The organism is Rhodoferax sp. GW821-FHT02C08 (assembly GCF_059421805.1).
In genome coordinates this window covers 90,663-115,301 of the sequence record NZ_JBWKVR010000010.1, presented here as the reverse complement: position 1 = coordinate 115,301, position 24,639 = coordinate 90,663, and the positions used below count along the sequence as shown (strand labels likewise).

The 24,639-nt window shown below is 63.2% G+C and carries 25 protein-coding genes; 18 read left to right on the top strand and 7 right to left on the bottom strand.

Features of this window, described 5'->3' with window-relative positions; all coding sequences use genetic code 11:
• Window positions 1-51: 51 nt before the first annotated feature.
• From AC07VY_RS14240 to AC07VY_RS14215, 6 genes are all read left to right on the top strand, one after another.
• Window positions 52-1,029, top strand: coding sequence for an ABC transporter permease (locus tag AC07VY_RS14240; RefSeq protein WP_495098201.1), 978 nt, complete (start codon window positions 52-54; stop codon window positions 1,027-1,029).
• Complete coding sequence (gene nikC / locus AC07VY_RS14235; protein ID WP_495074374.1) at window positions 1,026-1,940, top strand: nickel transporter permease; 915 nt, start codon at window positions 1,026-1,028, stop codon at window positions 1,938-1,940. The genes AC07VY_RS14240 and nikC overlap by 4 nt, the downstream gene beginning before the upstream one ends.
• Window positions 1,937-2,776 (top strand): ABC transporter ATP-binding protein, encoded by an 840-nt coding sequence (locus tag AC07VY_RS14230; RefSeq protein WP_495098132.1) that lies wholly within the window; start codon window positions 1,937-1,939, stop codon window positions 2,774-2,776. Before nikC ends, AC07VY_RS14230 begins: the two co-directional genes overlap by 4 nt.
• On the top strand, window positions 2,773-3,540 hold the full coding sequence (locus AC07VY_RS14225) for an ABC transporter ATP-binding protein (RefSeq protein ID WP_495098133.1): 768 nt from the start codon (window positions 2,773-2,775) through the stop codon (window positions 3,538-3,540). Before AC07VY_RS14230 ends, AC07VY_RS14225 begins: the two co-directional genes overlap by 4 nt.
• Window positions 3,537-4,502: a dipeptidase gene (locus AC07VY_RS14220; protein ID WP_495098134.1), complete on the top strand. Its 966-nt coding sequence runs from the start codon at window positions 3,537-3,539 to the stop codon at window positions 4,500-4,502. The genes AC07VY_RS14225 and AC07VY_RS14220 overlap by 4 nt, the downstream gene beginning before the upstream one ends.
• A gap of 276 nt (window positions 4,503-4,778) precedes the next feature.
• Complete coding sequence (locus tag AC07VY_RS14215) at window positions 4,779-5,624, top strand: amidohydrolase family protein (RefSeq protein ID WP_495098135.1); 846 nt, start codon at window positions 4,779-4,781, stop codon at window positions 5,622-5,624.
• Between the two features lie 7 nt (window positions 5,625-5,631).
• Here the strand turns inward: AC07VY_RS14215 and AC07VY_RS14210 are convergent, their stop codons facing one another.
• The 6 genes from AC07VY_RS14210 to AC07VY_RS14185 all read right to left on the bottom strand — a co-directional run bounded on the left by AC07VY_RS14210 (window position 5,632) and on the right by AC07VY_RS14185 (window position 11,207).
• Complete coding sequence (locus tag AC07VY_RS14210; RefSeq protein WP_495098136.1) at window positions 5,632-6,738, bottom strand: DUF3616 domain-containing protein; 1,107 nt, start codon at window positions 6,736-6,738, stop codon at window positions 5,632-5,634.
• An 83-nt stretch (window positions 6,739-6,821) separates the two neighbouring features.
• Window positions 6,822-7,607: a hypothetical protein gene (locus AC07VY_RS14205; protein ID WP_495098137.1), complete on the bottom strand. Its 786-nt coding sequence runs from the start codon at window positions 7,605-7,607 to the stop codon at window positions 6,822-6,824.
• Window positions 7,604-8,563 carry a homocysteine S-methyltransferase gene (gene mmuM / locus AC07VY_RS14200; protein WP_495098138.1) on the bottom strand — a complete coding sequence of 320 codons (960 nt, stop codon included), beginning with the start codon at window positions 8,561-8,563 and terminating at the stop codon, window positions 7,604-7,606. The genes AC07VY_RS14205 and mmuM overlap by 4 nt, the downstream gene beginning before the upstream one ends.
• Before the next feature lie 16 nt (window positions 8,564-8,579).
• Window positions 8,580-9,332: an amino acid ABC transporter permease gene (locus AC07VY_RS14195; RefSeq protein ID WP_495074366.1), complete on the bottom strand. Its 753-nt coding sequence runs from the start codon at window positions 9,330-9,332 to the stop codon at window positions 8,580-8,582.
• Between the two features lie 28 nt (window positions 9,333-9,360).
• Entirely contained in the window at window positions 9,361-10,185 is an 825-nt protein-coding gene (locus AC07VY_RS14190) for a basic amino acid ABC transporter substrate-binding protein (protein ID WP_495074365.1), read from the bottom strand.
• Window positions 10,186-10,295: 110 nt separating this feature from the next.
• Window positions 10,296-11,207, bottom strand: a complete 912-nt coding sequence (locus tag AC07VY_RS14185) for a LysR substrate-binding domain-containing protein (protein ID WP_495098139.1) — start codon at window positions 11,205-11,207, stop codon at window positions 10,296-10,298.
• A 178-nt stretch (window positions 11,208-11,385) separates the two neighbouring features.
• Here AC07VY_RS14185 and AC07VY_RS14180 point away from each other — a divergent pair, with 178 nt between their 5' ends.
• The 7 genes from AC07VY_RS14180 to AC07VY_RS14150 all read left to right on the top strand — a co-directional run bounded on the left by AC07VY_RS14180 (window position 11,386) and on the right by AC07VY_RS14150 (window position 17,076).
• Window positions 11,386-12,045 (top strand): substrate-binding domain-containing protein, encoded by a 660-nt coding sequence (locus AC07VY_RS14180; RefSeq protein WP_495098202.1) that lies wholly within the window; start codon window positions 11,386-11,388, stop codon window positions 12,043-12,045.
• 36 nt (window positions 12,046-12,081) lie between these two features.
• Entirely contained in the window at window positions 12,082-13,110 is a 1,029-nt protein-coding gene (locus AC07VY_RS14175; protein ID WP_495098140.1) for an amidohydrolase family protein, read from the top strand.
• A gap of 18 nt (window positions 13,111-13,128) precedes the next feature.
• Entirely contained in the window at window positions 13,129-13,812 is a 684-nt protein-coding gene (ligK, locus tag AC07VY_RS14170; protein ID WP_495074713.1) for a 4-carboxy-4-hydroxy-2-oxoadipate aldolase/oxaloacetate decarboxylase, read from the top strand.
• Window positions 13,813-13,893: 81 nt separating this feature from the next.
• Window positions 13,894-14,799, top strand: a complete 906-nt coding sequence (locus AC07VY_RS14165; RefSeq protein WP_495098141.1) for an amidohydrolase family protein — start codon at window positions 13,894-13,896, stop codon at window positions 14,797-14,799.
• 2 nt (window positions 14,800-14,801) lie between these two features.
• Window positions 14,802-15,245 carry a protocatechuate 4,5-dioxygenase subunit alpha gene (gene ligA, locus AC07VY_RS14160; RefSeq protein ID WP_495098142.1) on the top strand — a complete coding sequence of 148 codons (444 nt, stop codon included), beginning with the start codon at window positions 14,802-14,804 and terminating at the stop codon, window positions 15,243-15,245.
• A 1-nt stretch (window position 15,246) separates the two neighbouring features.
• Complete coding sequence (locus AC07VY_RS14155) at window positions 15,247-16,113, top strand: class III extradiol dioxygenase subunit beta (RefSeq protein WP_495098143.1); 867 nt, start codon at window positions 15,247-15,249, stop codon at window positions 16,111-16,113.
• A complete protein-coding gene (locus AC07VY_RS14150) occupies window positions 16,114-17,076 on the top strand; it encodes a Gfo/Idh/MocA family oxidoreductase (protein WP_495074360.1) in 963 nt (320 codons plus the stop codon). It abuts the gene before it with no gap.
• A 74-nt stretch (window positions 17,077-17,150) separates the two neighbouring features.
• Here the strand turns inward: AC07VY_RS14150 and AC07VY_RS14145 are convergent, their stop codons facing one another.
• A complete protein-coding gene (locus AC07VY_RS14145) occupies window positions 17,151-17,819 on the bottom strand; it encodes a glutathione S-transferase (RefSeq protein ID WP_495074359.1) in 669 nt (222 codons plus the stop codon).
• Between the two features lie 165 nt (window positions 17,820-17,984).
• Here AC07VY_RS14145 and AC07VY_RS14140 point away from each other — a divergent pair, with 165 nt between their 5' ends.
• From AC07VY_RS14140 to AC07VY_RS14120, 5 genes are all read left to right on the top strand, one after another.
• On the top strand, window positions 17,985-18,440 hold the full coding sequence (locus tag AC07VY_RS14140; protein WP_495119488.1) for a MarR family winged helix-turn-helix transcriptional regulator: 456 nt from the start codon (window positions 17,985-17,987) through the stop codon (window positions 18,438-18,440).
• The gene (locus AC07VY_RS14135; RefSeq protein WP_495098145.1) at window positions 18,437-19,684 is read left to right on the top strand and encodes an efflux RND transporter periplasmic adaptor subunit; all 1,248 of its coding nucleotides are present in this window, start codon (window positions 18,437-18,439) and stop codon (window positions 19,682-19,684) included. The genes AC07VY_RS14140 and AC07VY_RS14135 overlap by 4 nt, the downstream gene beginning before the upstream one ends.
• Window positions 19,681-22,776, top strand: coding sequence for an efflux RND transporter permease subunit (locus AC07VY_RS14130; RefSeq protein WP_495074356.1), 3,096 nt, complete (start codon window positions 19,681-19,683; stop codon window positions 22,774-22,776). Before AC07VY_RS14135 ends, AC07VY_RS14130 begins: the two co-directional genes overlap by 4 nt.
• 85 nt (window positions 22,777-22,861) lie before the next feature.
• Window positions 22,862-23,848, top strand: a complete 987-nt coding sequence (locus AC07VY_RS14125) for an aldo/keto reductase (protein ID WP_495098146.1) — start codon at window positions 22,862-22,864, stop codon at window positions 23,846-23,848.
• A 79-nt stretch (window positions 23,849-23,927) separates the two neighbouring features.
• A complete protein-coding gene (locus tag AC07VY_RS14120; RefSeq protein WP_495098147.1) occupies window positions 23,928-24,587 on the top strand; it encodes a methyl-accepting chemotaxis protein in 660 nt (219 codons plus the stop codon).
• Window positions 24,588-24,639 lie beyond the last annotated feature (52 nt).

Genomic DNA, 24,639 nt, shown 5'->3' with positions numbered 1-24,639 from the left:
GGCGCATCGCTGAGCTTATGGCTACGTGCTGCAGGTCGGTTTTTGTTGGCCATGGTGCTGACCTATCTGGGCCTGCTGGCGGTCACCTTCTTCATTGGCCGGGTTATGCCCATAGACCCGGTGCTGGTCATCCTGGGCGACCATGCCTCGGGCGACGCCGTGGCCCGGGTGCGTGAAGAACTGGGCCTGAACAAGCCGCTGTGGGAGCAGTTCATCATCTACATGGACAAGGTGCTGCATGGGGACTTCGGTATCTCGGTGCTGACCTCTAACCCGGTGATGCAGGACATACGCCATGTATTCCCCGCTACGCTGGAGTTGGCCACCCTGGGCATCCTGTTGGGCGCCGGCATAGGCGTGCCGTTGGGCGTGTGGGCGGCGGTACGCCGTGGCGGTCCGGTGGACCAACTGGTGCGGGTCATGGCCCTGGTCGGCTATTCCGTACCTATCTTCTGGCTGGGGCTGATGGGCCTGCTGCTGTTCTACGCCAAGCTGGGTTGGGTCGGTGGGCCGGGCCGTGTGGACGTGGCGTTCGAGTACACCCTGGAAAATGTTTCGGGCCTGTTGCTGTTGGACGCGGCCATGGCCGGGCAGTGGGATGCATTTGCCAATGTGCTGTCGCATCTGGTGCTACCGGCTTCGCTGCTGGGTTATTTCTCGTTGGCCTATATCAGCCGTATGACGCGGTCCTTCATGTTGCACGAGCTGTCGCAAGAGTACATCGTGGCGGCGCGTGCCAAGGGCTTGTCCGAGGCGCGCATCATCTGGCGCCATGCATTGCGCAATGCCGCCGTGCCGCTGGTAACGGTCATCACACTCTCGTACGCCGGGCTGCTGGAGGGCTCAGTGCTGACCGAAACGGTCTTTGCCTGGCCGGGCCTGGGCCTATACATCACCAACTCGCTGCAGAACGCCGACATGAACGCGGTGCTGGGCGGCACGCTGGTGGTGGGCTCGATCTTTATCGCCTTGAACCTGCTGTCGGACCTGCTCTACAAGACGCTGGACCCGCGCACCCGGAGTAGATGATGGAGTTATTGCAACGCTGGCACGGCTGGCTGATGAGTGAACAACCCAGCTCGCGCAAGCAGGCGGCCTGGGGCCGGGCCTACCACGCCTGGCGGGTATTCCTGCGCAACCGGCTCGCGGTACTGGGCCTGCTGACGATTCTGGCCCTGGTGCTGGTGGCCGTACTTGCGCCCGTATTGGCGCCCTATGCGCCCACGGTGGGCGACCTGCGTACCATGCGCCTGCTGCCGCCGTCCGCGCAGTTCTGGCTGGGCACGGACGACCAGGGGCGTGACATTCTGTCGCGGTTGATTTTTGGCGCACGCATCACCCTGGAGGTGGTGGTGTTGGTGGCCGTGCTGGCAGCGCCCATAGGCTTGCTGGTGGGCACAGTGGCGGGCTACGCAGGCGGCATGGTGGATGCGGTGCTGATGCGCATCACCGATATCTTCTTGGCCTTTCCCCGGCTGATATTGGCCCTGGCTTTTGTCGCGGCGCTGGGCCCGGGTATTGAGAATGCCATCATCGCCATTGCCATCACGGCATGGCCGCCGTATGCGCGCATGGCCCGCGCCGAAACCCTGACCATCCGCCAGGCCGATTACATCGCCGCCGTGCGCTTGATAGGCGCCTCGCCCTGGCGCATCGTGCTGCACCACATCATGCCGCTGTGCATGTCGTCGGTGATCGTGCGCGTCACGCTGGACATGGCTGGCATCATCCTCACCGCTGCCGGCCTGGGCTTTCTGGGCCTGGGCGCCCAGCCGCCCACACCCGAGTGGGGGGCGATGATCGCCAATGGCCGCCAGTATGTGCTGGACCAATGGTGGGTAGCGGCGGCACCTGGGGCGGCTATCTTTCTGGTCAGCCTGGCTTTCAACTTGGTGGGTGATGGCTTGCGCGACGCATTGGATCCAAAGGGCAACAAATGAGTGATCCCGTCTTGGTGGTGGACGATCTGCGCGTGTCCTTCCCCAACCGCGACGGCGGCTGGGCCGAGGTGGTGCGGGGCGTGTCCTTCACGCTGGGGCGCGAGCGCCTGGGCATTGTGGGCGAATCGGGCTCGGGCAAATCGCAGACGGGCAGGGCGATCCTGGGCTTGACTGCACCGGAGGGCCGTGTGACCGCTCAGCGTCTGGCCTTCCATGGCACAGACTTGCTGGCATGTTCACCCAAAGAGCGGCGCGCGTTGCGCGGCGGGCGCATTGCCATGGTTCTGCAAGACCCGAAGTTTTCACTTAACCCGGTGATGCGCATTGGGGACCAGATTGTGGAGACTCTGCGTGCCCACAGCCCTGTTAGCCGGGGCGAGGCACGTAACAAGGCGTTGGCCGCACTGGAGGCGGTGCAGATCGACGAGCCCGAGCGGGTCTACCGCCTGTACCCGCACGAGGTGTCGGGCGGTATGGGCCAGCGCGCCATGATCGCCATGATGCTGATTGCCGAACCCGAGTTGCTGATTGCCGACGAACCCACCTCGGCGCTGGATGTAACGGTGCAGCTGCAGGTGCTGTCTATTCTGGAGGGCCTGGTGCGCCAGCGCGGCATGGGCCTGGTGTTCATATCGCACGACCTGCGCCTGGTCTCCACCTTTTGCGACCGCATTCTGGTGATGTACGCGGGGCGCGTGGTGGAAGAACTGAGCGCTGGTGGCCTGGCGCAGGCCACGCACCCGTACACACAAGGCCTGCTGAACTGCCTGCCGCAACTGGGCGCCCAGCGCCACCCATTGCCTACGCTGGACCGGCAGCCGGAGTGGGCGCTATGAACCCGTCCATAGGTCTGCAAGTCGATAAGCTGCGCGTGGTCTTTGATGGCTTTGTGGCCGTGGCGGACACCAGCTTTGCCGTGCAGCCGGGCGAGAGCTTTGGCATCGTGGGCGAGTCCGGTTCGGGCAAGTCCACGGTGCTGCGCGCCATCTGTGGCCTGACGCCGCGCGCCGCAGGCACAGTGCAGCTGCTGGGGGCCGATACCTTGCCGCAACCGGGCAGCAAGGCATTCCGGCGCAGCGTGCAGATGGTGTTCCAGGACCCCTACGGCTCGCTGCACCCGCGCCACACGGTAGACCGGTTGCTGGCCGAACCGCTGGCCATCCACGGCATCGACAACGCCGAAGCGCGTATCGCGCAGGCGCTGGACGATGTGGGCCTGGGGCAGGGCTTTCGCTTCCGCTTCCCGCACCAGTTGTCGGGCGGGCAGCGCCAGCGTATCGCCATTGCCCGGGCGCTGATACTGGAGCCGCAGATTTTGCTGCTGGATGAACCTACCTCGGCGCTAGATGCGTCCGTGCAGGCCGAGGTGTTGAACCTGCTGGAGGCCCTGCGCGCACGCCGGGGTTTGACGTTCATCATGGTCAGCCACGACCTGGCGGTCGTCACCCACCTGTGCCAGCGGCTGATGGTGATGCAGCGCGGCCAGACGGTGGAGATGCTGTCCGCCGCCGACCTGGCGGCCAGCCGCGTGACCCAACCTTATACACGCCAACTGATGGAAGCCTCCAGCGGCTTTCGCCGAACCGGAGTTGCCGCATGATCCATTGGGAATCCCACGCCTGTTTGCCCTTGCACCCGCAGGCCAGTTTTGAACCGATTGAGCAGTTGCGCGCCGCCGGCGTGCACTACGTGTCGATCAACGTCGGCATGGACATGAACCCGCTCAGCCAGGTGATGTCCGTGCTGGCCGGTTTCCGTGCCAGCATCGCCGCGCAGCCGGGTCGTTACCGGCTAGCCGCCAGCGTGGCCGACATCCAGCGTGCCCAGGCCGGCGGCCAGATCGCCATAGGCTTCGACCTGGAAGGTGCCATGCCGCTGCTGGAGCAACCGGAGATGGTGGCTTTGTACGCATCCCTGGGTGTGCGCCAAATCCACTTTGCCTACAACCGCAACAACAGCGTGGCCGATGGCTGCCACGATGTGGAGCGCGGGCTGACGCCGCTGGGCCTGCGCATGGTGCAGGCGGTGAACGCGGCCGGCATGCTGATGGACTGCTCGCACACCGGGCGGCGCTGCAGCCTGGACATCATGGCGGCCAGCAGCCAGCCGGTGATCTTCAGCCATGCCAACCCCTTGGCCCTGGTGGAGCATGGCCGCAATATCACCGACGAACAGATACGTGCCTGCGCAGCCACCGGCGGTGTGGTGTGCGTGTCCGGCGTGTCCTTCTTCCTGGGTACGCAGACGCCATCGGTGCAAGACGTGGCGCGGCATGCCGCTTATGTGGCGAATGTGGTGGGTGTGCGGCATGCTGGCATTGGGCTGGACATCAGCTTTCGCCAGCCTGAGCTGAACGACGACCCGCCTGGCGACTACGACCCCAGCTACTGGTGGCCGGCGTCCATAGGCTATGACCGTGCCATTACCCGAGCCAGCTATGTGCCGGTGTCCGCCTGGCAGCAGCTGGACCAGGCGCTGCAAGACCAGGGCATGACGCCGGCCGAGACCGTGCTGGTCCTAGGCGGCAATATGCTGCGGGTGGCGCAGCAGGTCTGGCACTAACTGGACTTGCTATGTAAATGGTAGCTGCTGGCGCAGGTATTACCTGCGCTGGAGCCCTGTTTCCCTAAGTTGTGTAGCTGCTGCGCGGCCCGGCCATGAAGTCCCTGGGGAATACCCGGTTGGCAGGTCTAGTCCCCAAATCAACAATACGGTCATTCGTTTAAATTGGTCTTACCACTAGACCAATAACCCCGCCCAAGACATTGCTATGACGACTGCATTCACCGCCACGCTCACACCTTATACAGGCACCAAGCCTTTGTTTGGAGCTGCAGCATGAGGGTTGATGCACACCAGCATTTCTGGACCTTGGCGCGGCCCGACTACGGCTGGCTGACCCCGGCACTGGGCCCCATCTACCGCGACTTCCAGCCGGCCGATTTGCAGCCATTGCTGGCCCAGCAGCAGGTGTCGCGCACCGTGCTGGTCCAGGCAGCGCCCACGGTGGCTGAGACCGACTACATGTTGGCCCTGGCCGCGCAGCACAGTTTTGTGCAGGGCGTGGTGGGCTGGGTGGATATGCAAGCCGCCAGTGCCCCGGCCGAGCTGGAGCGCCTGGCCGCCAACCCCGTATTCAAAGGCGTGCGGCCCATGCTGCAGGACCTGCCGGATGCCAGCTGGATCGCCAGCGCGCCCATTGACGCGGCGGTGCAGGCCCTGTTGCGCCTGGGCCTGTCGCTGGATGCTCTGGTGATGACCGCGCATTTGCCGCATTTGCTGCGCTTTGCCCAGCGCCACCCAGCGCTGCCCATCGTGATAGACCACTGCGCCAAGCCGGTGGTGGCACGCGGGCCGGGCCATATGGAGTTTGCACAATGGCGCGACGGTATGGCGGCGCTGGCGCAATTGCCCCAGGTCTGCTGCAAGCTGTCCGGCCTGGTGACCGAGGTGGGTACAGGCTGGCAGCCCGACATGCTCAGCCCCTATGTCGATACGGTGCTGGAGCTGTTCGGCCCGCAGCGCCTGATGTGGGGCAGCGACTGGCCGGTGCTGAACCTGGCCGCAGACTACCCGGCCTGGGTGGCCTGCAGCGAGCAGCTTTTGCAGCGTCTGGACCCGGCCTCAGCGCAGGCCGTGTGGGCGGGCACGGCGGAGCGCTTCTACCGGCTCAGTCCGGCCTAAACACAAGCTAGCGCGGCACGTCGAACGTCAGCGGCCCGCCATCGCACATGCCGTCGGATAGCACCAGCAGTTGGTAGGCCTGTGGAGTCTCGGCCAGCAGGGTGATGGCTTCGGGCTTGAGTTCCTTGTCGCAACTGCGCAGCTTGACGGCGCGCAGGTCCAGTGTGGCCAGCACGCGGGGCGCCACTGGGCTTCTGTTGGGCTGGCCATCCCACCAGGATACGGTCCAGTCCACGCTGTTTTGGTGGCTGGGGTCGTCGTCCGGGCCGGCCAAGACCAGAAATCCGTCACTGACGGCCAGCATATCGCGTACGCCCCGGCCACTGCCGAGCACCAACTGTGTGAGCGCGGGGTGGCTATCGCCACCCTGGAACAGCGTCTGCGCATCGACTGCCAACACGCCGGCCTGGCCGTCCTGGGCCGGCCCTCGGAAGCCGAAATACAGGCGCCCAGCATGTACTGCCAGGCCTTCGATGTTGATGCCGCGCTGGCCCTGCAGCTCGGGTGCATCGGGCGGTGGCTCGGCTCCCAGGCATTTGCGTTCGCCCACATGGGCTGCCAGGGCTGGCTGGGCCTGCAGGATGTCCCACAGGTGGCCGCTGTCGGCATAGCCGGCCAGGCTGCCATCGGCGGTGCGCAGGGCCAGGCCGGTGGCGGGGTCGCGTTGGAAGCGCAGCACGTGCCGGCTGTCGGGGTTGCTTTTGCAGCTGGAGCGCTTGGCCGAGTGCGAGCCGGTAACGTAGAAGTACTGGCCATCGGCGGCGGCGCCCTCGGCGTCCAGCTCGCCATCGCCGCTGCGCAGCACGATGGGCTCGGGCAGCGGCTGCAGCTTGTTGTTGCCAAGTTTGGCAAAGCGCGCCTGCTCGCCTTCGTCAAACGCCATCAGGCATACGCGTTCCTGTGCGGCATTCAAGCTGCAAGCGATACCGCTGAGGGACTGGCGGGTTTTGACAGCCTTCTTTTTGGGCAGGTCAAACGCAAAAACCGGGTCGCTGCTCCAGAGAGCGCTGCTAGGGGCGATACGGGGTGCAATGTGGGGCGTGGTCTGGCCCATAGCGCTGGACAGCGCTACGGCCATGGCCGTGCAGGCCAGCAAGAGAGGGTAGGTGCGCATGGTTCGGGCTCCTGGTTTGCTATTGAATTAAGAGCTGTTTGCGCAGGTTTTATCTGCGCTGTAGCCATAAATCTTATGAATATTCAGAGGTCGCGAGCGGCAACGCGGGTCAGCTGTTCCAGCAGATCGCTGCGGTATTTGCGCCAACGCGCATCGCGTACAAAGCGCGGCTGGGTGCCCAGCAAGTCCACGTCGGCATCGGCGGCCGGTGTTGCCGATGGGTCGGCGCTGGGGCAAAGCCAGCGCATGGGCGGGCGTTCGCCACGCATTTCCTCCAGCGAGATGGCTTCCATCATGGCGATGGATTTGTCTTGCGCGTTCATGCGGTCGATCTTGGCCAGCAGCGGCTGCAGATAGGCCTGCGCAGGGTACCAGTCCATCAAATGCTCGGCCTTGCTGCGGTCGGTGCAACGGTTGCCGTCCAGCGTCAGCGCTAGCTTGGCGTGCAGGAAGAAGATGACAGCTTCCTGGCCGAAGTCGCCGTCCTGGTCGCGCATATGGCTGAGTTCGTAGGCGTAGGCAAAGGAGTAGCGGGCGTCTGCGTTCTGCGACAGGATGCGCCAGCGCAGCCAACTGGTATGGGCGAGCAACTGGCTGGCATTGCCGGTGTCGAGTGCGCCGACGATCTCCTGCAAAGGGGCTTTGCCGGTGGCGGTGTCGGTTTGCTGGTCCAGCGCTTGCCAGATGGCCAGGACGGCGGTGTCGGAGCTTGTATCGTGCTGGGCCTTGGCCTGGGCGGCAGCTTCGCGCCAGCGGGGTATGGCGTCTTCTGTCTTGATGCGCTGGATTTGCTCGAAGTCCGCGGCGGGCGCGCTTGTGGCCGCGCAGCCCATCGCTGCGGCCAGCAAGAGCGCCGCGAGTGGGTTCACGTGGCTGCGGGAAGGGCCGTGTGGGCCCAGTGTTGTACCGCGGCAATATCGTCTGGCGTGGTGCGGCAGCAGCCGCCGATCAGGCGGGCGCCTCGCGCATGCCAGCCGCGTGCCTGCTCGGCAAAGTGCGAGGCGCTGGGGTTACCGTGCCACTGCTTGTGGGCCGCGTCGTAGTGCTCGCCTGAGTTGGGGTACACCAGGATGGGCTTTCGGGTGCGCGCATGCATCTGGTCCACCAGCGAGGCAATGTGCTCGGGGGCGGTGCAGTTCACACCTACGGCAACCACCTGGTCAAAGCCTTCCAGCGCAGCTACGCATTCGCCCAGCAGCTCGCCTTCGCTGGTGTGCAGGCCGTCGCGGCAAGAGAAGCTGATCCAGGCTGCCGCGCCCGGGAATTCCGGCAGCAGGCGGGCAATGGCGCGGGCTTCGGCCAGGCAGGGAATGGTTTCGCAGGCCAGCAGGTCAGCGCCCGAGTTCACCAGCACCTGCAGGCGCGGGCGGTGGAAATCCATCAGCTGCTCTTCGCTCAGGCCGTAGTGGCCGCGGTATTCCGAGCCATCGGCCAGCATGGCGCCATAGGGGCCGACCGAGGCAGCGATCAGCGGCTTGATGCGGCCCACGCGGTGGGCGGGCTCGGCCCAGAACGCGTCGCGTGCTTCCACGGCCAGGCGCACCGAGTCGCGCATCAGCTGGGCCGAGGCCGCCGTGTCGAAGCCGCGCTTGGCAAAGGCTTCAAAGGTTGCCTGGTAGCTGGAGGTGGTGGCCACGTCGGCGCCGGACACAAAGTAGTCCAGGTGCACCTGGCGTATCAGTTCGGGCTTTTCGATCAGCAGCTTGGCTGACCACAGCGGGTCGTTCAGGTCGGCGCCGCGGCGCTCCAGCTCGGTGGCCAGCGCGCCGTCAAGTATCACCAGCGCACGCCGGGCAAAGAAGTCGTCAAGGGGAGAAGTTTGCATGGTGGTGTGCGTATGTTCAGCGTCCGCGCGCATGCTCGGGCACTTCAAGTTTCTTGGCTAGTTTCGACAGGGTCCAGGTCAGTACCAGGTACATGGCCGAGATGGCCAGATAAGGTTCCCAATAGCGGGAATAGGCGCCGGCCACGGTGCGGGCGGCCATGGCCAGCTCCAGCAGGCCGATGGCGGACACCAGTGATGTGTCTTTGATCAAGGCCACGCTTTCATTCACCAGTGCAGGCACCATGCGCCGGAAGGCCTGGGGCATGACGATGTAGCGCATGCTCTGCCAGGGCGTCATGCCCAGGCTTTGCGCGGCTGCGGTCTGGCCGGTGTGGATGCTCTGGATGCCGGCGCGGAAGATTTCCGAAATATAGGCCCCGGCATTCAGCGTCAGCGCCAGCGCGCCAGACAGAAAGGCGCCGTGGTTTTGCCGGAACTCGCGTGCCGCGTCACCGCTGAGCAGCCAACCGCCGTCCGGGTGTACCAGCACCGGCATCAGCGCAAAGTGCACCAGCAGAATCTGCACGAACAGCGGCGTACCGCGAAAGAAGGTGACGTAGGCGGTGGTCAGCGCGCGCAGCAGTTTCAGGCACCAGGCCAGCGGCCAGGGCGGGCTGGCGGGCAGCAGGCTGTTGGTGTTGACCAGGCCGACCGCCGCCCCCAGCAGCATGCCAGCCGCTGTGGCCAGCACGGTGAGCTGCACCGTCATCCACAGGCCTTCTGCGAACAAGGGGCCGTAGCCGGCCAGAATTTCCCAACGAAACTGCACTGCGCCCTCCTTGTCTATTTTTGCCCGCTTACTTGGCGGCAGACTTGAAGTACTGCTCGTAAATCTTCTGGTAGCTGCCGTCGGCCTTGATGTCGGCCAGACCCTTGTTGAACTGGCTTGCCAGTTCGGTGTTGCCCTTCTTGAAGGCCAGGCCATAGAACTCGGGCGCGAAGCTGGCGTCGCTGACCGACTTGAACTTGGCGTTGGGGTTGTTGGCCAGGTAGTGGATGACCACACCGTTGTCTGCTACCACAGCATCCACTCCACCGGCCGCCAGTTCGGCCAGGGCCAGGGGGGTGGATTCAAAGCGCTTGATGTTGGGGCTGGTCTTGCCCAGCAGCTTGACTACGACTTCTTCGCCGGTGGTAGAGGTCTGCACGCCGATCTTGCTCTTCTTCAGGTCGTCCAGCTTGGCGACCTTGGAGGATTCGCTCACTGCAATCAGCTGGCTGGCTTCGAAGTAGGGCTCCGAGAAGTCCATGGTCTGCTTGCGTTCGTCGGTGATGGTGATGGCCGATGCCAGCACGTCGCGATCGCCTTGTGCCAGGGCGTTGAACGCGCCTTCCCAGGGCGTGCTGACGAACTTGACTTCCAGGCCGGCCTTCTTGGCGGCGGCGGTAGTCACGTCCATGTCGAAGCCGACGATGTCGCCTTTTTCGTTCTGGAATTCAAATGGTGCATAGGTGGGGTCCGTGCCTACGGTCAGCACGCGGGCTGCGGGTGCCGGGCTGCTGGCAGCGGGCGCGGCAGGTGCGGCGGCTTCGGGTGCTGGCGCCGATTTTTGGCAAGCGCTGAGGAACAGGCCCACGGACAGGGCGGCGACGGTTTGGAGGAATTGGCGCTTGTAGGACATGGAATAAAGGAAATAAGGGCCGCACACAAGGTGGACTTGGGTTTTAGACAAGGGCTGGATTATGCGTGGGTTGTTACGTTTGTCCTGGCATATGCATATGCCAGCAACGCTCAGTGTTGGGTGTTGACCTGTTCCACGGTGCGCCGCAGCAGCTCCAGCGCGGCCTGCTGCGTCAGTGTGGATGGACGCAGCGAGCTGGTGGCCAGGGCCAGCTTGGTCCGCAGGGCTGGCTGCTGGATGCTGCGCACGGTAAAGGCCGAGGGGCGGATAGAGCTGGCTACCGCGTTGCGCGACAGTACGGCGCAGCCCACGCCATCGGCCACTAGGTCCAGGATGGCGGCCACACCATCGATCTCCAGCACCACCTGCGGGCGGCAGTCGATATTCGCCATTTCGGCTTCCACGTGCATGCGTATGGCATTCGGCCGGCTGGGAATGACCAGGGGCAGGGCGGCCACCTCGCGTAGCGTGATGGCGGCCGGTGGCGGGTCTTCCGGCAGGCCGGGCGGGCGGGCCTGCACCAACAGCAGTTCTTCCTCCATCAGCGGGCTGATATCTACCTCGGCACTGGGCTGGGCGTTGTACAGCACGGCAATGTCCAGCCGGCCAGCCAGCAATGATTCGTGCATGGCGACCGACAGGCCTTCTCGTATGGACAGGGCCGCGTCCGGCATTTGCTGGCGGAAGGCCCGCGTCAGGGGTACGGTCACCATGCGCGCCAGGCTGCTGGGCAGGCCAATGGCCACGCGCCCGGCCAGCGAGCCCCGCACCCGGCCCAGCTCTTCGCGGGCCCGCTGTACCTGGTGCAGGATGCCGCGCCCATGCTCTAGCAATAGTTTGCCGGCCTCGGTAGGCGCCGCGCCGCGCCCATTGCGCACCAGCAGCGTTTGGCGCAACTCCACCTCCAGCAGGCGTATCTGCCGGCTGAGTGCTGGCTGGGCAATGTTCAGCGCGGTCGAGGCACGGGTAAAGCTGCCCAGCTCGGCCACGCGCACAAAGTATTCGATCTGTTTTAAGTCCATGGTGTTGCTATATATGTGTATAGCTGATCATCTATTATGCTGTTTTGCGATAACTGATAGTGGAGGCCCTGTCTTAACAAAGGCCTGGTGCGGGTACAGAATGCCCGGCATGCAAAGCCAGATCAAGCCCATCGCCTCCATCGATTCCACCACGCCGGCGCTGCGTGGTATCTCCTCCATGGCCACCCGCCAGTTGCTGGCGGATTTGCTGGCCTTGTATGCCCAGCAGTCGGATGAACGCATGGCGATTGAGTCCGTGGGCGGTGTGGACGCCGCCAAGCGGGTACAGGCCGGCGAGGCGTTTGACGCGGTTTTTCTGGCGTCTGACGCCATCGACAAGCTGATTGCCGCCGGCCACATCGACGCGCAAAGCAAGGTGAATCTGGTGCACTCCGGCGTGGCGGTAGCCGTGCGGGCTGGTGCGGCCCTGCCTGATATTTCCAGCGAAGACGCAGTGCGCAGCGCCGTGCTGGCGGCGGGCAGCATCAGCTATTCCACCGGCCCCAGCGGTGTGGCCCTGGTCAAATTATTCGAGCGCTGGGGCATTGCCGCAGCCATTGCCGACCGCATTGTCCAGGCGCCACCTGGCGTACCTGTGGGCGCGCTGGTTGCGCGTGGCGAGGTGGAGCTGGGCTTTCAACAATTGAGCGAGCTGATCAATCTGGACGGCATCACCGTGGTCGGCCCGCTGCCGCCCGCGATCCAGATCACCACCACGTTTTCTGCTGGCGTGTGCACCGGCTCGTCCCAAGCGCAGGCCGTGCGCGATCTGCTGGCCTTCATGTGTTCGCCCCAGGCCGAGGAAGCCAAGCGCCGCCAAGGCATGGAACCCGCCTAATTTCTTCTTTTCATTTATAGCAAGCAGGAGACACCCATGATCATCGATTGCCACGGCCACTACACCACCGCGCCCAAGGCGCTGGAAAACTGGCGTAATCAGCAAATTGCCGGCATCAAAGACCCGGCCATGATGCCTAAGGTGTCCGATTTGAAGATCAGCGACGACGAACTGATCGAGACCATCGAAGCCAACCAGCTGCGCCTGATGCGCGAGCGCGGCAGCGACCTGACCATCTTCAGCCCGCGCGCCAGCTTCATGGCCCACCATATTGGCGACTTCAATGTGTCCAGCACCTGGGCCGCCATCTGCAACGAACTCTGCTACCGCGTGAGCCAGCTGTTTCCCGACAACTTCATCCCCGCTGCCATGCTGCCGCAAAGCCCGGGCGTGGACCCCGCGACTTGCATCCCTGAGCTGGAAAAGTGCGTCAAGGAATACGGCAACGTCGGCATCAACCTGAACCCGGACCCCAGCGGCGGTCACTGGAATTCGCCCCCGCTGAGTGATAAGCACTGGTACCCCATCTACGAGAAGATGGTGGAGTACGACATCCCCGCGATGATCCACGTGTCCACCAGCTGCAATGCCTGCTTCCACACCACCGGCGCGCATTACCTGAACGCCGATACCACGGCCTTCATGCAGTGCCTGACCAGCGATCTGTTCAAGGACTTCCCCACGCTGCGCTTCCTGATTCCGCATGGCGGCGGCGCCGTGCCTTACCACTGGGGCCGTTTCCGTGGCCTGGCGCAAGAGCTGAAGAAGCCGCTGCTGGAAGAGCATTTGCTGAACAACATCTTCTTCGACACCTGTGTCTACCACCAGCCCGGCATCGACCTGCTGAACACCGTGATCCCGGTGAAAAACGTGCTGTTCGCCTCGGAAATGATTGGCGCAGTGCGCGGCATCGACCCGCAAACTGGCCACTACTACGACGACACCAAGCGCTACATCGAAGCCAGCAAGATACTGAGCAGCGAAGACCGCTTCCAGATCTACGAAGGCAATGCGCGCCGCGTGTTCCCGCGCCTGGATGCCGCCCTCAAAGCTAAAAACGCATAAGGAGCCAATATGACCGATATGAACAACCTGGGCATCGTCAAGCGCAACATCGTGCGCGCGGACAAGGCCGCCGTGGAACGCCTGTCCAAGCTGGGCGTGGCCACCATCCACGAGGCCATGGGCCGCGTCGGCCTGATGAAGCCCTATATGCGCCCCATCTACAACGGCGCCAAGATCTGCGGCACCGCCGTCACCATCCTGCTGCAGCCTGGCGACAACTGGATGATGCATGTGGCGGCCGAGCAGCTGCAGCCCGGTGACGTGGCGGTAGCCGCCTGCACCACCGACAACGAAGACGGCTTCTTTGGCGACCTGCTGGCCACCAGCTTCCAGGCGCGTGGCGCCAAGGGCCTGATCATCGACGGCGGCGTGCGCGATGTGGCCGACCTGGAAAAAATGGGCTTCCCGGTATTCAGCAAAGCCATCAACTCCAAGGGCACGATCAAGGCCACGCTGGGTTCGGTGAACGTGCAGATCGTTTGTGCTGGAGCCATAGTCAACCCCGGTGACGTGGTGATTGCCGATGTGGACGGCGTGGTGGTGGTGCCCGCTGCCATCGCCGCCCAGGTGGCCGACGCCGCCGAGAAGCGCGAGAGTTTTGAAGGCGAAAAGCGCGCCAAGCTGGCAGCCGGCGTGCTGGGCCTGGACATGTACAAGATGCGTGAGCCCTTGGAAAAAGCCGGCCTGCGCTACATAGATTAAATCAAGCATCAAATAGACCTGTAGCGCAGGTAATACCTGCACAAGCAGCTATTGATTGCATAGCAAAACAAGAGGACGTATATGGAATTCACCAAAACCCCCGGCTGGCTGGACTGGTACACCGGCCCCAGCAAACCCCGCTTTCAGTTGCCGGCTGGCGCGGTAGACGCGCACTGCCACGTGTTTGGCCCCGGTGACAAGTTCCCCTATGCGCCAGAACGCAAGTACACGCCCTGCGATGCGTCCAAGGAGCAGCTGTTTGCCCTGCGTGACCACCTGGGCTTTGACAAGAACGTGATCGTGCAGGCCACCTGCCACGGCAGCGACAACCGCGCCCTGGTGGATGCGCTCAAGGCGTCCAATGGCAAGGCCATGGGTGTGGCCACGGTTAACGAGCTGGTGACGGATGCCGAGTTGCAAGAGATGCATGCCGCCGGCGTACGCGGTACCCGCTTCAACTTCGTCAAGCGCCTGGCCGACTCCACGCCGCGCGAGGTGCTGCGCGAAATCGCCGCCCGTATTGCGCCCCTGGGCTGGCACGTGGTGATCTATTTCGAGGCAGTCGATTTGCCCGAGTACTACGACTTCTTCACCAGCTTGCCCACCACGGTGGTGGTGGACCACATGGGCCGCCCAGACGTTACCAAGGCGGTAGACGGCCCCGAGTTCGCCCTGTTCGTGAAGATGATGCGCGAGCACAGCAATATCTGGAGCAAGGTCAGCTGCCCCGAACGCCTGAGCGTCAGCGGCCCCAAGGCCCTGAACGGCGAGCAGCATGCTTACCAGGACGTTGTGCCGTTCGCCAAGCATCTGGTGGAAACCTTCCCTGACCGCGTGCTCTGGGGCACCGATTGGCCACACCCGAACCTGAAGGACCACATGCCCGACGACGGCCTGCTGGTGGACTACATCCCACAGATTGCGCCCACCGCCGAGTTGCAACGCAAGCTGCTGGTGGACAACCCCAACCGTCTGTATTGGAGCTAAATATGTCGTTAGACAAACCCTATCTGGACGTGCCCGGCACTACCATTTTTGATGCCGAGCAAAGCCGTAAGGGCTACCACCTGAATCAGTTCTGCATGTCCTTGATGAAGGCAGAGAACCGCGAAAAGTTCAAGGCCGATGAGCGCGCCTATCTGGACGCCTGGGCCATGACCGAAGACCAAAAGCTGGCCGTACTGGCCCGCGACCTTAACCGCTGCATCTCCCTGGGCGGCAACATCTACTTCCTGGCCAAGATTGGCGCGACTGACGGCAAGAGCTTCCAGCAGATGGCGGGCAGCATGACCGGCATGACCGAAGAGGAATACCGCAACATGATGGTCGGCGGTGGCCGCTCCGTGCAGGGCAACCGCGTGGTTGGTGAAGACGGCGACGCCCAGGCGCACCGCCAACCGCAGGGTTCTGCGGGCAAAAAAGGAAACAACTGATATGGCCAAAATTACCGCCAGCGTTTACACCTCGCATGTCCCCGCCATCGGCGCGGCCATCGATTTGGGGAAAACGACCGAGCCTTACTGGCAGCCCCTGTTCAAGGGCTATGAATACTCCAAGCAGTGGATGAAGGACAACACGCCCGACGTGATCTTTCTGGTCTACAACGACCACGCCACGGCTTTCAGTCTGGACATGATCCCGACGTTCGCCATCGGCACTGCGGCAGAGTTCACGCCCGCCGACGAAGGTTGGGGTCCGCGCCCCGTGCCCAAGGTCATCGGCCACCCCGAGCTGGCCGCTCATATTGCGCAGTCAGTGATCCAGCAGGACTTTGACCTGACCATCGTCAACAAGATGGACGTGGACCACGGTTTGACCGTGCCGCTGAGCTTGATGTGCGGCCAGCCCCCCGCATCCGATTACCGCTGGCCTTGCCCGGTGATTCCGTTCGCTGTCAACGTGGTGCAGTACCCGGTGCCATCGGGCCGCCGCTGCTTCGAGTTGGGTAAGGCCATTCGCAAGGCGATCGAATCGTTCGACAAACCGTTGAAGGTGCAGATCTGGGGCACGGGCGGCATGAGCCACCAATTGCAAGGTGCGCGCGCCGGCCTGATCAACAAGGAGTGGGACAACGCCTTCCTGGACCGCCTGATCGCCGACCCCGATGGTTTGGCCAGCGTGCCGCACATCGACTATGTGCGCGAAGCTGGCTCGGAAGGTATCGAGCTGGTGATGTGGCTGATTGCCCGCGGCGCCATGGCCGACGTGGCTGGCGGTGCAGCGCCTACCTTGAAGCACCGCTTCTTTCATGTACCAGCGTCGAATACGGCGGTGGGACATCTAATTATGGAGAACAACTAAATGGCTAAGACAATCAAAGTCGCCCTGGCGGGCGCTGGCGCTTTTGGCACCAAGCATCTGGATGCAATCAAGCTGATCGACGGCGTGGAGGCCATTTCGGTTATTGGCCGCGATATGGACAAAACCCGCGAAGTCGCCACCAAGTACGGCATTGGCCACGTGACCGACGACCTGGCCGAAAGCCTGGCCTTGCCCGAGCTGGATGCCGTTATTCTGTGCACCCCCACGCAAATGCATGCCGCCCAGACCATCCAGTGTCTGCAAGCGGGTAAACATGTGCAGGTGGAAATCCCTCTGGCCGACAGCCTGGCGGGTGCCGAAGAAGTCGTGGCTCTGCAAAAGAAGACCGGCCTGGTGGCCATGGTGGGCCACACCCGCCGCTTCAACCCCAGCCACCAGTACGTTAACCAGCAAATTGCGGCCGGCAAGTTCAACATCCAGCAAATGGATGTGCAGACTTATTTCTTCCGCCGTACCAACACCAATGCGCTGGGCCAGGCACGGAGCTGGACCGACCACCTGCTGTGGCACCACGCGGCCCACACAGTGGACCTGTTCGCCTACCAGTGTGGCAGCCCCATCGTGCAGGCCAATGCGATCCAGGGCCCGATCCACCCGGTGCTGGGTATTGCGATGGACATGTCCATCCAGCTGAAGGCCGCCAATGGCGCGATCTGCACGCTGTCGCTGAGCTTCAACAACGATGGCCCGCTGGGTACTTTCTTCCGCTACATCGGCGACAGCGCGACCTATATCGCCCGCTACGACGACCTGTTCACCGGCAAGGATGAAAAGATCGACGTGAGCCAGGTGGCTGTGTCCATGAACGGTATCGAGCTGCAGGACCGCGAGTTCTTCGCCGCCATCCGCGAAGGCCGCGAACCTAATAGCAGCGTGGCCAAGGTGCTGCCGTGCTACCAGGTGCTGCACAAGCTGGAGCAACAACTCAACGCAGTCGCTTGATTCGCTATTGAAATAGTAGCTGCCTGCGCAGGTTTTATCTGCGCTGGTGGCTTATTCCTTATAAATCGCTGGATTCAGCCCAGTGTGAACGGCCCGCCTTTTTCCAGCGCACGCTGGTAGGCGGGCCGTTCGTGTATGCGGGCCAGGTAGGCCATTAGATTCGGGCGGCTGCTGTCCAGGCCTCCGCGGGCTTGCGCGGCTTCGATGGGGAAGCTCATCTGGATGTCGGCCCCGCTGAACTCGGCGCCTGCGAACCACAGGCTTTTGCCCAGCTCCGCTTCCATGAAGTCCAGATGGGTTTTGAGTTGCGGCAGGATGAAGCTCTTTTTCACGTTCCCGCTGATGGCCTTGGCAATGGGCTTCACGAAGAACGGCATCTTGGTGTTCTCGATCTTGTCGAAGATCAGCTTGAGCAGCAGGGGCGGCATGGCCGAACCTTCGGCGTAATGCAGCCAGTAGCGGTAGCGTAGACGATCCGGCGTGCCGACAGCCGGGGCGAGCCGGCCCTGGCCATGCTGTTCGATCACGGTTTCCACAATCGCGCCCGATTCGGCCAGCACCGTGGCGCCATCGGTTAGCACCGGCGATTTACCCAGGGGGTGTACTGCGCGCAGGCTGGCCGGCGCCAACATGGTTGTGGCGTCGCGTTGGTAGCGCTGGATTTGGTAGTCCAGGCCCAGTTCTTCCAGTAGCCACAGCACGCGCTGCGAACGGGAGTTGTTCAGGTGGTGCAAGGTCAGCATAGAACTCCGGGTTGTTGTCATGGCAAATGCACAGCGAATTCGGATAATCCGCCAACAATTTTGCAATTCTTTACCTTGTGACGATATGCAACAGGCCTTGTACTGGCATCCGGCCTGACGGGGCAGCATATGATTTCACTTAGTTTAGCTAACCAATTATTTGCTTTGCCCGCTTCATCGTCCGTACAAAAACATGCCGCCATGGTGTTGGAGGTTGTGCCCGCCGTGATGGATTCCATCCGCCAGGCGATGAGGCTAGGTGCGGGTGCACATTTGTCGGTGCCGCAGTTTCGTTGCCTAAACTTCATTGCACGCAAGCCGGACTGTTCGATTGGCGAGGTCGCGGCTTTTCTGGGCGTCACTATGCCCACGGCTTCGGCCATGACGGACCGCCTGGTGCAGAGCGGCCTGGTCTCCCCCCAAACCGCCAGCGACGACCGGCGGCGTACCCAATTACAGCCCACCCATGCCGGGCTGGCACAGCTTGCACATATCCAGCAGGATGCGCAGGCTGATTTAGAACGTGCTTTGACGGCTTGTACCGGCAAAGAGCTACGCGACCTGCAAGCAGGATTGGCCATTCTTTGGCGCACTTTTCGACCCGACCTAGAAACCCCATGAAGACTGTTCCCATTCTTTTGAATACTGTTTGCGGCGCGCTGGTGCTGGTCCTGGCGGGCTGCTCAGGTAAGGCCGATGTGGCGGCCCCTGCAGGTGGCGCCAGTGCCGCCGCCGCACCTTCCGCCGGGGCCTCGTCGGCTACGCCTCCGGTCACCATCACCACGGTCAAGGCGCAGTCCAAGGACTTCCCGGTGGTGCTGAAGGCCACGGGTACGGTCACGCCCATCACCAGTGTGGACGTCAAGGCCCAGGTCACCAGTGTGGTGGCCAAGGTGCACATCCAGGAAGGGCAGTTCGTCAAGGCCGGAGAGTTGATGTTCACGCTGGATTCGCGTACCGACGAGGCCAACCTGGCCAAGGCCCGCGCCCAATTGGCCAAGGACAACGCCTCCCTGGCCGATGCCAAACGGCAGTACGCACGCAGCCAGGAGCTTTTCCGCCAGAGCTTTATTTCCCAGGGCGCTCTGGATACCGCCCAGGCCCAGGTCGATGCCCTGGCTGCCACCGTGGCAGCAGACCAGGCGGCGATAGACGCGGCCAAGGTCGCGCTGTCGTTTGACCGCATAGCCGCGCCCAATACTGGCCGTGCAGGCCAGGTGCCGGTGTCTACCGGCAGCGTGGTGCAGGCCAATGTCACCACTCTGGTGACGATTACCCAGCTGGACCCGATCTCGGTGGGCTTCAGCCTGCCGCAGCGCAATCTTCCCAATGCTCTTGCGGCATTGAAGGGCGGCGGCGCACCCGTGACTGCAACCCTGGGCGATGGCGGCGGCTCATTTACGGGCCGCCTGCAGTTTGTGGACAACGCGGTGGATGCCAGCTCGGGCTCGGTCAAGGCCAAGGCAGAGTTCACCAACAAAGAAGGCAAGCTGTGGCCCGGTGCTTTTGTAGAGGTATCGCAAACCTTCAACACCCTGAAGGGTGCGGTGGTTGTGCCCCAGGCTGCCATCATCCAGAGCGCGCGCGGCAACATCGTCTACACGGTGGAGGAGGGCAAGGCTGTGTCCAAACCCATCCAGTTGGTATATGCCCAGGGCACGGACGCTGCTGTCACGGGCGTGAATGCCGGTGACGCCATCGTGGTGGACGGCAAGCAGAACGTGCGCCCAGGTTCCCGCGTGGTCGAGCGTGCCCATGACGCCAAACCCGCGGCCTCCAGCCCCGCTGCAAGTGACGCCGCCAGCTCGGTTGCCAAGAGCGCCAGCGCCGATTCCGCCAACACACCTCGGCCTGCCGCACCATGAGCTTTTCTGAAGTCTTTATCCGCCGTCCGGTGATGACGGTGCTGCTCAATGCGGCGGTGGTCATGGCCGGCGTCATTGGTTTCCAGAAGATTCCAGTGGCGGCCCTGCCCAGTTACGACACGCCGGTGATCAACGTGTCGGCCACCTTGCCGGGGGCCAACCCCGAGACCATGGCCAGCTCAGTGGCGCTGATCCTGGAGAAGCAGTTTCAGACCGTGCCCGGTCTGAAGACCATCAGCTCCACCAGCATTCTGGGCAGCACCTCGCTGACTTTGGAGTTTGACGAAGGCCGCAATATCGACGCCGCCTCGGTGGACGTGCAGGCGGCCCTGTTGCGTGCGCAGCGCTCCTTGCCCACCGACATGACGAACCCGCCGTCCTACCGCAAGGTGAACCCGGCGGACGCGCCGGTGCTGCTGGTGGCCATGACCTCGCCATCGCTGGCACCGGCTGACCTGCAAGACTTTGCCGAGCATCTGATTTCACCCACGCTGTCCACCATCGACGGCGTGGCCCAGGTGAATATCTTTGGCGCCAAGCGCTACGCCGTACGTGTGCGCGTGAATCCGCAAGCCCTGGCGGTGCGCAATATTGGCCTGGACGAGCTGAGCAGTGCCCTGAAGTCCGCCAACGTGAACACGCCGGTGGGCACCCTGGAAGGGCCGCGCCAAACCCTGGTGCTGCAGGCGAATCGGCAACTGCGCAACGCGGCCGACTTCTCAGACTTGATCGTCAGCACCCGGGGCGGTAATCCGGTGCGCCTGAAAGACGTGGCCAGCGTGGAAGACAGCCTGGAAACGCTGAAGAGCTGGGCCACGCTGGACGGCGAGAACTCCATCACCCTGGCCATCCAGCGCCAGCCGGGCGCCAACACGGTGAAGGTGGTGGACTCCATCCGCGCCGCGCTGCCCAGGCTGCAAAGCCAGATGCCGCAGTCGGTTTCCATGACGCCGGTGAACGACCGCTCCAAGTCCGTGCGCGAGGCCTTGCACGATGTGTCGCTGACCCTGATGGGCACGATTGCGCTGGTGGTGCTGGTGATCTTCCTGTTCCTGCGGCGCTTCATCGCCACCTTGATACCGGCCTTGTCCTTGCCCGTGTCCCTGGTGGGGGCCGTGGCCTTGTTGTGGGGCTTGAATTACAGCCTGGACAACATTTCGCTGCTGGGCCTGACGCTGGCCGTGGGCCTGGTGGTGGACGACGCCATCGTGGTGCTGGAGGACATCATCCGCCACGTCGAAAACGGCGAAGACCCATTCCAGGCCTCGCTGCGTGCGGCGCGCGAGGTGGGCTTCACCATCGTTTCCATGTCCACCTCCTTGATCGCGGTGTTCATTCCCATCTTCTTCATGCCCGGCGTGATCGGGTTGCTGTTCCACGAATTCGCCGTGGTGGTGGGCTTGTCCATCGTGGTGTCGGCCTTTGTGTCGCTGACTCTGGTGCCCATGCTGGCCAGCCGCTTTCTGAGTGACGAGTCGCACAAGAAGCCGCCAGGCCGCCTGGTGCATTCCTTTGAGACTGGCTTCAACGTGGTGCTGGCCGGCTATACCAAGACGCTGGACCTGGCTCTGCGCCACCGCAAGTTGGTGCTGCTGGTGGCGGCGGGTACGTTTGTCGCCACGTTCTGGTTGGCTTACATCATTCCCAAAGGGTTCTTCCCCGAGGAAGACATAGGCCAGATCCAGGTCACCACCGAAGCTGCGGAAGACGTGTCCTTCCCTGAAATGGTCAAGCTGCAGGAGCGTGCGGCGGCGATCTTCCGGGCGGACGAGAACGTGGCCACGGTCAGCTCCTTCACCGGCGGCAACAACGCACAGAACTCCGGGCGCATGTTCATTAACCTCAAGGCGCAAGGCGAACGCCTGCCCATGAAAAAGGTGGTCGAAGGCCTGCGCAAGAAGCTGCGCGCCGTGGCCGGCATCAACGTCTTCATGCGGCCTGTGCAGAACCTGCAGCTGGGTGGCCGCCAGAGCAAGGCCCAGTACCAGTACATCCTGCAAAGCATCAAGGCTGATGAATTGAACACCTGGGCTAACAAGCTGCAAGAGCAGCTGCGTGCCGACCCCATCTTCCGTGACGTGACCAGCGACTCGCAGCTGCGCGGCCTGCAAGCCCAGCTGAAGATCAACCGCGACAACGCGAACACCCTGGGCGTGTCGATTGACACCATCCGCACCGCCTTGTTCAGTGCCTTCGGCGAGCGCCAGGTGTCCACCATCTACCTGCCCACCGACAGTTACCAGGTGATCATGGAAGTGGCCCCTGAGGCCAAGCTGGATGAACGTGCATTGAACGGTATTTATGTCCGCTCGTCCAACGGGACCTTGGTGCCCATGTCCAGCTTCACCACGGTGGAGCGCACCGTAGGTCCCACTGCCATCAACCATGCGGGTCAGTTGCAGGCGGTAACTGTGTCATTCAACCTGGCGCCCGGTGCGGCCCTGGGCGATGCGACTGCCAAGATCGACGCGGCCAGCACGGCCATTGGCATGCCGTCCAGCATCATCACCAGCTATGGCGGTGATGCGGCGGTGTTCCAAAGCTCGCAGGGCAGCCAGGCGATTCTGGTGGTCGCGGCCTTGCTGGTCATCTATGTGCTGCTGGGCGTACTGTACGAGAGCTATATCCACCCATTGACGATTCTGGCCGGCCTGCCGTCTGCCGCCGTGGGGGCGCTGGCCACGCTGATGCTGTTCGGCCAGGACCTGACGCTGATTGCCACCATCGGTATCGTGCTGCTGATCGGTATCGTGAAGAAGAACGCCATCATGATGATCGACTTCGCGCTGGAGGCGCAGCGCCACCGTGGCATGACGCCTGCCGAGGCGATCCGCGAGGCCTGCATACTGCGCTTCCGCCCCATCATGATGACCACGCTGGCTGCGCTGATGGGCGCCTTGCCGATTGCCCTGGGCATAGGCGCGGGCGCTGAGCTGCGCCAGCCGCTGGGCCTGGCCGTGGTCGGTGGGCTGGTGTTCTCCCAGGCCATTACGCTATTCATTACGCCGGTGATCTATCTGGCCCTGGAGCGCTTCAGTGGCTCCGGCCCGGTGACCACGCCTGAGGTCATCCTGACCGGATCGGCACATTGACGTATTGATACATTGCTACTGAATGTATAGCTGCTAGCGCAGGTAATATCTGCGCTAGCAGCATTTTTATGGAGAGTTGAAAGCTATGCAAAACCGCGCGCTCGGCCCCTTCCAAGTTTCCGCCATCGGCCTGGGTTGCATGAACGTGAGCCACGCCTATGGCGCGCCGGTCACGGCAGAGCAGGGCGAATCCGTCTTGCTGCACGCGCTGGACCGCGGCGTGACCCTGTTTGACACTGCCGCGCTGTACGGCTTTGGCAGCAATGAAGAGCTGGTGGGGCGTGCTCTGTCGAAGCACCGTAACAAGTTCACCCTGGCCAGCAAATGCGGCATGACCGGCGTGGACGGCAAGCGCGTGATCGACGGCCGCCCGGCTACCCTCAAGCGCACCTGTGAAGAGGCGCTGAAGCGCCTGCGCACCGAGGTCATCGACCTGTATTACCTGCACCGCTGGGACAAAACCGTGCCGATTGAAGACAGTGTGGGCGCGCTGGCCGACCTGGTGCGCGAGGGCAAGATCCAGACCATAGGCCTGTCCGAGGTATCGGCCAGCACGCTGCGCAAAGCCCATGCCGTGCACCCCATCACCGCGCTGCAAACCGAGTACTCGCTGTGGACGCGCAACCCCGAGATCGCGGTACTGCAGGCCTGCAAGGAGCTGGGCACGGCCTTTGTGGCTTTCAGTCCGGTGGCGCGAGGCTTTTTGACTGGCACGTTGCAAGACGTAAACACGCTGGACGCCAAGGACATACGCCGCGGCATGCCCCGCTTTGCGCCCGAGAACTACACCGCCAATCTGCGCCTGCTCAGCGGCTACGCAGCCATTGCCCGCGAAGCCGGCTGCACCCAGGCCCAGTTGGCCCTGGCCTGGGTGCTGCAGCAGGGCGAGCACATCATCCCCATCCCTGGCACCACCCGTGTGGACCACCTGGACGAAGACCTGGATGCGGCCGATGTGCGCCTGTCGCCCGAGCTGCTGGCCCGCTTGGATGCGCTCATCAACCAGCGCACCGTCACGGCGGCACGTTACAGCTCGGCCAACCAGGCCGACGTGGATACCGAAGAGTTTTGATACTGCCAGGCAGGGGAGTGGCACAGGGTTTGCTGCATTGACAGCGGGGACTTTCCCCTAGTCGATTTCTGGAGACCTGATGCATACAAGCCCCCGCTCCGCGGTCGCCCCGGCCGCCAGCCCCGCCGGTATTTCCACCGTCAATCTGGCGGCGCGCCAACGTATGCTGTCGCAGCGCATGATTCTGCAAACCGTGTTGGCTTCACAGGGGGATAAAGACAAACGCCAGGCGGCGGAGCGCACTCTGGCGCTGTTTTCTGAAAGCCAGGCCCAGCTGCTGGAATTTTCCAAGACGCTGGATGTTGCCAATGCCCGCAAGTTGGACGCGGTCTACCACGGTGACCATGGCGTGGCCACCACCATCCAGGAATTCACCAGCTTGGTGCGCACCGCTTTGGCACAGATAGCCCAGCGCGACGACCGTCAGGCCGCGTCGGTGGCCCAGTTGGTGGAGCAGACCGATGTGGTGCTGGACGCCCTGAACAAAGCCACCACGGTGTTTGACGACATCAGCAAATCCAAGTCTGACAGCATGAAGCGTGAGCTGACCGGCATCGTGAGCGACATCCAGAGCGTGGCCCGCGAGGCCAAGGTGGTTAGCTTCAACGCGCTGGTGATTGCCGCACGCGCCGGCAATTTTGGCCGCGAGTTTGCGGTGGTGGCGAACGTGCTGACCGGCATCACCGGCAAGATCGACGGCCTGTCGCGCGACGCCATCGTGCTGGCTGGCCGTACCTGAGCCAGCGGGTCGCCGGTGGGGGCGGGTGGGGGCAGCGTACACTCGGCGCCCC